This window comes from Streptomyces katrae, from assembly GCF_000966975.1.
Taxonomy (GTDB): Bacteria; Actinomycetota; Actinomycetes; order Streptomycetales; family Streptomycetaceae; genus Streptomyces; species Streptomyces katrae.
The window spans coordinates 1-8,084 of record NZ_JZWV01000957.1; the positions used below are offsets into that span (position 1 = coordinate 1).

Here is an 8,084-nt window from a genome sequence, read left to right on the forward strand (position 1 = left end):
GATCCTGTCGTACGACGGATCCCCGAGGTACACACCCCGGTAGTTCGCCGTCACGTTCACCCCCACCGCGCCCAGCTCGTCCAGGCCGCGCCGCAGGGTCCAGGAGGAGACCTCCTCCTCGTCCAGGAACAGCGGCGCGTGGAAGGCGAAGCGCCCCGGGTACGCCTCCACCACCTCCGCCGCCGCCTCCAGCGTCACGGCCACCGCCTCCCGCAGCTGCGCGGAACTCTCGTAGCGGGCCGGCAGCATCGGCTTGAGCACGGCCACGGCGATCCCCGCCCGGTCCATCAGCGCCAGCGCGCCCTCCGCGTCCCAGCCCGCCCACGGGGGCAGCGACCGCGGGCCGATCAGCCCCTGCCCCTCGGCCCACCGGCGCCACTGCGGGGCGCAGAAATGGTGGTGGACGTCGATCACCGCGCGGCTGCCGTCGTCCTCCTCCCCGGCCACCGTCCCGGCCCCGGCCCCCGCCGCCGTCCCCGCGTCCTGCCGTGCCGCTCCACCGACGGCCAGGCCGCCCGCACCGTATTCCGGCATGTGCGCATTTCCCTCTCGTCGGCCCGCGAATCGAAAACCACCGCACACCCTAGGACGGCTCCCGGAAACCGGCACCCGGACATTCCGCAGGGGGAGCTTTCGGCTCCGAACGGGTCAATCGGGTTTCGCCCTCGATCCGGCACGGGAAAGGAGCCGACTGTCAATTCCGGGTTACCCGAAAGGTCTGGGCGCGTGACGACTGAACCGACTACCACGGCGGGTGACGGTCTCGCGCTGCACGAAGCGGTGGCGGCCGCGACGAAGAGCACGCCCGAATACCGGCAGTGCCCCTACCCGGTCTACCGGACCCTGCGCGAACAGGCCCCCATCGCCCGCCTCACCCCGGGCCACGGCGTGGACACGTACCTGATCACCCGCTACGAGGACGCCCACGCCATCCTCGCCGACCCCCGGATCGGCAAGGACATGCACGAGGGCATCGACCTCTACCACGCCCTGTTCGGGGACCTGTGCGAGGCGCTCGACGACAATCTGCTCTTCGCCGACCCGCCCCGGCACACCCGGCTGCGCCACATCGCCAAGACCGCCTTCACCCCGCGCCACATCCACGCGCTCCGCCCGCACATCGAGGAGCTCGCCCACGGGCTGCTCGACCGCTGCCCCACGGACCGGCCGGTCGATCTGATGCAGGCCTTCGCGCTGCCGCTGCCCGTCATGGTCATCTGCGAACTGCTCGGCATCGTCGGCCAGGAGCGGACCGAGGTCCTCAAGTGGTTCGCCGTCGTGACGCGCTCGCGCTTCAACAAGGACCTCAAGGGCGACCTGGAAGAGGCCGAGATCTGGCTGCGCGACTACTTCGCCCGGCACATCCACCGGACCCGGCAGCAGCCCACGGACGACTTCCTGACGATGCTGGTGGAGACGCCGCACGAGGAAGAGCCGCTGACCGACGACGAACTCGTGTCGATGATCTGGGTCCTGCTCTTCGCCGGGCACAAGACGACCACCCTCCAGATCGGCAATTGCGTCTTCAGCCTCCTCACCCACCCCGACCAGCTCCGGGCGGTCCAGGAGAACCGGGAACTGCTGCCGCAGGCGATCGAGGAAATGCAGCGTTTCGAGGGCTCGGTGGAAACCTCCACCTTCCGGTACGCGCTGGAGGACGTGGAAATCGGCGGGACGGTCATTCCGAAGGGCGCGGTCGTGCAGATCGCGCTGAACTCCGCCAACCGCGACCCGGAGAAATTCCCCGACCCGGACACCCTGGACTTCACCCGGGAGGGGCTGCAGAGCAGCCACCTCGGTTTCGGTTACGGGGCCCACTACTGCCTGGGCGCCCCGCTGGCCCGGCTGGAGCTGGAGATCTGCCTGACGGCGCTGCTCGACCGCTTCCCCGACATGGTCCTGGCCATGCCGACGCCGGCGGAGGGGGACTGGCTCAAGGGCCCGTTCCCGGCCTTCCGCGGGCTGGAGCGGCTGCCCGTCGCGCTGGATCCCTCGCGGACGGTCGACGACTGGACCGCGGGGAACTGACCGGGGCCCGAGCCCCGGAGGGAGCCCTCCGCCCCTGACCGGCGGAGGGCTTTCGCACGCCCCGCTCCGCCCCGCCCCGGCCGGACCCCGCCCCGGCCGCGCCTCAGGGGCCCGCCAGGGCCGGGTCCACCACCGTTTCGCCCATCGACGCCCGCCGCAGGCACTCCGCCAGCTCCTCGACCGGCCCGTCCCGCAGGACCAGCCCCGCCGCGCCCGCCGCCAGGACCGACTCCCGCAGCCCCGGGTGCGCCGAGCCCGTGGCAACCAGCACCCGGCACTCCGGGTCCTCGGCCAGCAGGGCCGCCACCGAGGCGGGGTCCTCGACGAGCGCCACCACCGGCCGCTCCGCCGGCGAGGCCACCACCTCGATGTCCGGCTGGAGGCCGAGGCGGACCGCGAGCGGCGGATTCGGCGGGTCCAGCAGGACGCGCAGGGAGCGGGCGGGCCGGTGCGCCACGGGCATCTCATCCACCGCCGCAGGCTACCGGCCGGCCCTCCGGGCGGGCGGCAACACGCCCCGCACCACGCTTATCTGACGCGAAGTCAGCAGCCTTCTTCCCAACCGCGGGGGTGTGCGTTATACATTCCCTCAGCCGCTTCCTAGAACGCGTTCTAGAACCGGCTCCGCATGCGACCTCGGTGCGGCCGACGGTGCGGACGGCCGCACCGAGGTCTTCCAGAGAGCAGAAGGAGCAGCATCCGAATGCCGATCGATGCCGCCAGGGCCCTCGCCGCCGACCCCCGCCAGGGGGAGATCGGCTGGGACCACAAGGACGTCCAGCTCTACCACCTCGGCCTCGGCGCCGGCTCGTCCCTGCACGGGAACAGCCTGGCCACCGACCCGGACGAACTGCGCTACACCCTGGAGTCCAAGCTCCACGTGCTCCCCAGCTTCGCGACCGTGGCCGGCGCCGGCATGGCCATGCTCGGCGGGCTCGCGGCCCCCGGCATCGAGGTCAACCTGGCGAACGTCCTGCACGGCGGGCACAGCATCGAGCTGCACCGGCCGATCCCCGTCAAGGGCCGGGCCACCTCCTCCTCCAAGGTCGCCGCCGTCTACGACAAGGGCAAGGCGGCCGTGATCGTGCTGCGCTCCGAGGTCGCCGACGCCGACGGCCCGCTGTGGACCAGCGACGCGCAGATCTTCGTCCGCGGGGAGGGCGGCTTCGGGGGCGACCGCGGCCCCTCCGTCCGCGAAGAGCTGCCCGATCGCGCCCCCGACCGCACCGAGGAGCGGCCGATCCGGGAGGAACAGGCCCTGCTCTACCGGCTCTCCGGGGACTGGAACCCGCTGCACGCCGACCCCGAGTTCGCCAAGCTGGCCGGCTTCGACAAACCGATCCTGCACGGCCTGTGCTCGTACGGGATGACCCTGAAGGCCGTCGTCGACACCGTCCTCGGCGGGGACGTCTCCCGCGTGCGCGCCTACCGCACCCGGTTCGCCGGGATCGTCTTCCCAGGGGAGACCTTGCGCATCCGGATGTGGCAGGAGCCCGGCCGCGTCCTGGTCTCGGTGACCGCCGCCGAACGCGACGACGCCCCGGTCCTCGCCGACACCATCGTCGAGCACGCGTAACACCCGGGCACGCGCACACGCCCCGGGTGCACGCACACGGCCCCGGAGACACCCACACACCCCGGAGACACCCACACGCCCCGGACGCACGCACCCGCCCGGTTACCCGCACACGCCCAGGCACACGCCCCTAAGGAGCCGCACCGTGCGCGCAGCACTGCTGAGCGAGATAGGCCAGGACAAGCTCGAGGTCGTCGACGACATGGAGGCCGTGGGCCTGGGCCCGGGCAAGGTGCGGATCCGCATCAAGGCCACCGGCCTGTGTCACTCCGACCTCTCCGCGATGAGCGGTGTCCTGCCGCAGCCCGCACCCTTCATCCCCGGCCACGAGGGCTCCGGGGTGATCACCGGCGTCGGCGAGGGGGTCACCGGCCACAAGGAGGGCGACCGGGTCCTCGTCTGCTGGCTGCCGCCGTGCGGGCACTGCGCCGCCTGCAGGCGCGGCCAGGGACACCTGTGCCTGGAGAGCCTGGTCAACGCGGGCATCCCCAACTTCCGCCGGGCCGGCGGGGAGGTCTTCGGCTTCGCCGCGACCGGCACCTTCGCCGAGGAGATCGTCGTCGCCGCCAACTGCGCCGTCCCGATCCCCGACGACGTGCCCTTCGACATCGCCGCCCTCATCGGCTGCGGGGTCACCACCGGACTCGGCGCGGCCATCAACACCGCGAAGGTGGAGGCGGGTTCCTCGGTCGCCGTCATCGGCTGCGGCGGGGTCGGCATCTCCGTCATCCAGGGCGCCAAGGTGCAGGGAGCCGCGCAGATCATCGCCGTCGACCCGGTGGAGTCCCGGCGCGAGGCGGCCCTGCGCTTCGGGGCGACCGAGGCGGTCGCCCCCGACGCCTTCGACGACGCCAAGGCCCGGATCACCTCGGGCGAGGGCTTCGACTACGTCTTCGAGGTCGTCGGCAAGTCCGCCACCGCCGGCACCGCCTACCGGATGACCCGGCGCGGCGGCTCGGTGGTGATCGTCGGGGCGGGCGCCCTCGACGACAACTTCCAGATCGACATGTTCTCGCTGTTCTTCGACGAGAAGAAGATCCTCCCCTCCCTGTACGGGGGCGGGGACGTGCTCCGCTCCTACGCGCGCACCATCGAGCTGTGGCGGGCCGGCCGGATCGACCTGGCGGGCCTGATCACCCACCGGGTGCGGCTCACCGAGATCAACGAGGCCCTCGACCAGATGCGTACGGGCGCGGCCCTGCGCACCTGCATCGAGATCTGACGCCCCGCCGACCGATCCGTTCTGAGAGGAATCCGGTACATGTCACTGCCACTTGAGGGGCTCAGCGCCATCGTCACCGGCGCCGGCCGGGGACTCGGCCGGGCCGAGGCGCTCGAACTGGCCCGGCTCGGCGCGAGCGTGGTCGTCAACGACTTCGGCCAGAGCGGGCGCGACGGCTCCGGGGAGGCCTCGGCCGCCCCGGCGGAGGAGGTCGCCGCGGAGATCCGTGCGGCGGGCGGGCAGGCGGTGGCGCACCTCGGGGACGTGGCCGACTTCGAACAGGCGCGGGAGCTCGTCGAGCTGGCCGTCTCCAGCTTCGGGAAGCTGGACGTCCTGGTCAACAACGCGGGCATCCTGCGCGACCGGATGGTCTTCTCGATGTCGGAGGACGAATGGGACTCGGTGATCCGGGTCCACCTCAAGGGCCACTTCAACACCACCCACTTCGCCTCCGCCCACTGGCGCGAGCGCTCCAAGGCGGCGGGCGGCCCGGTGTACGGGCGGATCGTGAACACCTCCTCCGAGGCCTTCCTCGGCGGTTCGGCCGGCCAGCCCAACTACGCGGCGGCCAAGGGTGGCATCGTGGGCCTGACCACCTCGACCGCCCTGGCCCTGGCCAAGTACGGGGTGACGGCGAACGCCATCTGCCCGCGCGCCCGCACCCGGATGACCGAGGACGTCTTCGCCGGCTTCCAGGTCCCGGAGGAGGGCCGGCTCGACCCGCTGGCCCCCGAGCACGTCGCCCCGCTGGTCGGCTACCTCGCCTCCCCGGCCTCGGCGAGGGCGAACGGCCAGCTGTTCGTGGTGCACGGCGGGATCGTCGTGGTGATGGAACGCCCGCGGGTGGCGGCCAAGTTCGACACCTCGAAGGAGGTCTTCTCGTTCGAGGAGCTCGACTCCCTCCTCAGCCCGCACTACGCGTCCCGTCCGGCGAACGAGACCTTCGCGGCGGCCGAGGTGCTGGGCCTCAAGCACGACTGACCCCCCCGCCCGCGAGGTCCCGTCCCCGCCGGCCGCCCGCGGGGGCGGGACCTCGCGGGCGGATCCGGCCCGGCTCAGCTCGGCTTCCCGAGGCCGGCCAGCAGTCCGCGCGGATCGAAGGTCACCCGGATCCGGCTGATCCTCCCGTCCTCCACGTGCATCCAGTTCGCCGTCGGCGCGGGCGGCGCGATGCTCGTGCACAGTTCGAACCAGGTGATCACCTCGTCCCCCTCGGCCACCCGCACCTTCACGTCGATCCGCTCCAGCACCCGACCGAGCCCCTTCAGCCCGGCCAGCGCCTCCTCCGTCCCCTGCGCCGTGCCCAGCGCCCCGACGAAGTCGACGTCATCGGCCAGCAGGCCGCGCATGGTGTCGAAGTCGCCCGCCTCCCAGGCGGTGAAGTAGGTCTCGGCAAGCTCTCGTGCGGTCTTCGTCTTCGTCGTCGTCTCCATGACTCCATCCTCCCGAGCCCCTGTCCATCCGTCCAACAGATGGATCAGATGCCAGTTATCATCATCGGATATGGAGATGCACCAGCTGCGCTACTTCGCCGCCGTCGTGGACGAGGGCACCTTCACCGGCGCCGCCCACCGGCTGCACGTCAGCCAGTCCGGCGTCAGCACCCAGGTGGCCAAGCTGGAGCGCGAGCTGGGCCACGCCCTCTTCGACCGCTCCGGCCGCCAGGTGCGCCTCACCCCGGCCGGCGAGGCCGTCCTCCCCCTCGCGAAGAGCGCCCTGGCCACCCTCGACGCCATCCGGCACACCGCGGCCGAGTTCGCCGACGCCGTACGCGGCCGGGTCCGGCTCGGGATGGTCATGGGCTGCTCCATCCCGCCCTTCCTGGACACCCTCGCCGACCTCGGCCGCAGCCACCCCGGGATCGAACTCGGCCTGCACGAGGGCCACTCCGAAGACCTCCAGTCCCAGGTCCTCGCCGGCTCCCTCGACCTGGCCCTGATCGGGTACGCGGGTGAGGCCGCCGGGGGCCTGGAGGCGGACGTCGTGATCGACGAGCCGATCGCCGCCGTCGTCCCGGCCGGGCACCCCCTCGACCGGACGGAACTGCCCCTCGCCGCCCTGCGCGGCGAGAAGGTCCTCTGCCTCCCGCCGGGCACGGGCATCCGCGCCGCCTACGAGGACTCCTGCCGCCGCGCCGGCCTCGACCCGCGCGTGGACCTCGAAGCCAGCTCCCCGGCCGCCCTGCTCCGCCTCGCCGAGCGCGGCGCGGGGGTCGCCGTCCTCAGCGCCTCCTCCGCGCAGGGCGCCGGCGTGCGGGCCGTCCCGTTCGCCGACGCCGCCACGCACGCCCGGCTCGGCCTCGTCACCCGCCCCGGCCAGCACTCACCGGCCGCCCGGCTCCTGCGCACCAGACTCCTGGCCGCCCTACGGGCCACCTGAACCCCTACCGGTCGAGGAAGGCGAGCGCCCCGCGCAGGTCCTCGGGCCCGCGGAAGTGGACGCCCGTCATCCCGAGCGCGACGGCGGCCTCCACGTTCTCCCTCCGGTCGTCCACGAACAGACAGCGCTCCGGGGCGGCCCCCGCCCGGCCGACGGCGATCGCGTAGATCTCCGGGTCGGGCTTGGCGACCCCTTCCAGGGCGCTGTTGACCACGTGGTCCGCGAGGTCCGTCAGCCCCATCGCCGCCAGGTCCTCCTCCAGGTCCAGCGCGGCATTGGTCACCAGGACCACCGACAGCCCCGCCGTACGCGCCCCGCGCAGGGCGGAGACGACGGCCCCGTCCGCCCGGAAGGGGGACCGGGCCAGCGCCCCGGCCAGCTCCCGCGCCCGCTGCGCGGGCACCCGTACCCCGCCGTCCAGGCCCCCGAGCCGGTCGGCGACCTGCTCCACCCACTGGTCCTTGGTGATCTGGCCCAGCACCAGCGGCCCGCCCTGCTGCGGGTGGAACGCCACCGACGCCGTCGTCCCCTCCGGGAGGCCGGCCGCGCGTTCCAGCTCGGTCAGCCGGGAGGAGTCGTAGAACCGGATGACGTTGTCTAGGTCGCACAGGACAGCGTCGAAGGGCCTGGCCGGGGTCGCCGTACCGGGGGCCGGGGAAGTCGTCGTCATGTCCCTTCCCTATCACGCCGGTTCGTACGGGGATCAGCCCAGCGGGGCCTGCTGCAGCGGTACCGGGCGGGGGGCCGGCTTCGGGGGCGGGTCCAGGCGTACGGGTGGGGGCGGGGCGGCCGGCTGGCTCAGCCCGACGATCCCGCAGGGGACCTCCGGCGTGGCGTACGGGAGCCGCAGCCGGCCCTCCGGCGTCCACAGGCCGGTGC

The 8,084-nt window shown here is 72.8% G+C and carries 9 protein-coding genes; 5 read left to right on the forward strand and 4 right to left on the reverse strand.

From position 1 onward, the window contains the following. Positions 1 to 534, reverse strand: a 534-nt coding sequence (locus VR44_RS30345; RefSeq protein ID WP_157880447.1) for an amidohydrolase family protein, incomplete at its 3' end; no start/stop codon positions are given. Positions 535 to 726: 192 nt separating this feature from the next. On the opposite strand from VR44_RS30345, the gene VR44_RS30350 reads away from it, so the two are divergent. Beyond that, entirely contained in the window at positions 727 to 2,028 is a 1,302-nt protein-coding gene (locus VR44_RS30350; RefSeq protein ID WP_211275151.1) for a cytochrome P450 family protein, read from the forward strand. Between the two features lie 103 nt (positions 2,029 to 2,131). Here the strand turns inward: VR44_RS30350 and VR44_RS30355 are convergent, their stop codons facing one another. Next, the gene (locus VR44_RS30355) at positions 2,132 to 2,491 is read right to left on the reverse strand and encodes a response regulator (RefSeq protein WP_045950826.1); all 360 of its coding nucleotides are present in this window, start codon (positions 2,489 to 2,491) and stop codon (positions 2,132 to 2,134) included. Between the two features lie 240 nt (positions 2,492 to 2,731). On the opposite strand from VR44_RS30355, the gene VR44_RS30360 reads away from it, so the two are divergent. From VR44_RS30360 to VR44_RS30370, 3 genes are all read left to right on the forward strand, one after another. Then, complete coding sequence (locus VR44_RS30360; RefSeq protein ID WP_045950827.1) at positions 2,732 to 3,604, forward strand: MaoC/PaaZ C-terminal domain-containing protein; 873 nt, start codon at positions 2,732 to 2,734, stop codon at positions 3,602 to 3,604. Between the two features lie 145 nt (positions 3,605 to 3,749). After that, positions 3,750 to 4,826 carry a Zn-dependent alcohol dehydrogenase gene (locus VR44_RS30365; RefSeq protein WP_045950828.1) on the forward strand — a complete coding sequence of 359 codons (1,077 nt, stop codon included), beginning with the start codon at positions 3,750 to 3,752 and terminating at the stop codon, positions 4,824 to 4,826. Positions 4,827 to 4,865: 39 nt separating this feature from the next. Then, entirely contained in the window at positions 4,866 to 5,807 is a 942-nt protein-coding gene (locus VR44_RS30370; protein ID WP_045950829.1) for a 3-oxoacyl-ACP reductase, read from the forward strand. 74 nt (positions 5,808 to 5,881) lie between these two features. Here the strand turns inward: VR44_RS30370 and VR44_RS30375 are convergent, their stop codons facing one another. Next, the gene (locus VR44_RS30375; RefSeq protein WP_045950830.1) at positions 5,882 to 6,259 is read right to left on the reverse strand and encodes a nuclear transport factor 2 family protein; all 378 of its coding nucleotides are present in this window, start codon (positions 6,257 to 6,259) and stop codon (positions 5,882 to 5,884) included. A 70-nt stretch (positions 6,260 to 6,329) separates the two neighbouring features. On the opposite strand from VR44_RS30375, the gene VR44_RS30380 reads away from it, so the two are divergent. Further along, entirely contained in the window at positions 6,330 to 7,205 is an 876-nt protein-coding gene (locus tag VR44_RS30380; protein WP_045950831.1) for a LysR family transcriptional regulator, read from the forward strand. A 4-nt stretch (positions 7,206 to 7,209) separates the two neighbouring features. On the opposite strand, the gene VR44_RS30385 is transcribed toward VR44_RS30380, so the two are convergent. Beyond that, a complete protein-coding gene (locus VR44_RS30385) occupies positions 7,210 to 7,875 on the reverse strand; it encodes an HAD family hydrolase (protein WP_045950832.1) in 666 nt (221 codons plus the stop codon). Positions 7,876 to 8,084 lie beyond the last annotated feature (209 nt).

Coding starts and splice junctions, on each gene's coding strand:
- VR44_RS30355 (WP_045950826.1), bottom strand. CDS start 2,491: ATGCCCGTGGCGCACCGGCCCGCCCGCTCCCTGCGCGTCCTGCTGGAC.
- VR44_RS30360 (WP_045950827.1), top strand. CDS start 2,732: ATGCCGATCGATGCCGCCAGGGCCCTCGCCGCCGACCCCCGCCAGGGG.
- VR44_RS30370 (WP_045950829.1), top strand. CDS start 4,866: ATGTCACTGCCACTTGAGGGGCTCAGCGCCATCGTCACCGGCGCCGGC.
- VR44_RS30375 (WP_045950830.1), bottom strand. CDS start 6,259: ATGGAGACGACGACGAAGACGAAGACCGCACGAGAGCTTGCCGAGACC.
- VR44_RS30380 (WP_045950831.1), top strand. CDS start 6,330: ATGGAGATGCACCAGCTGCGCTACTTCGCCGCCGTCGTGGACGAGGGC.
- VR44_RS30385 (WP_045950832.1), bottom strand. CDS start 7,875: ATGACGACGACTTCCCCGGCCCCCGGTACGGCGACCCCGGCCAGGCCC.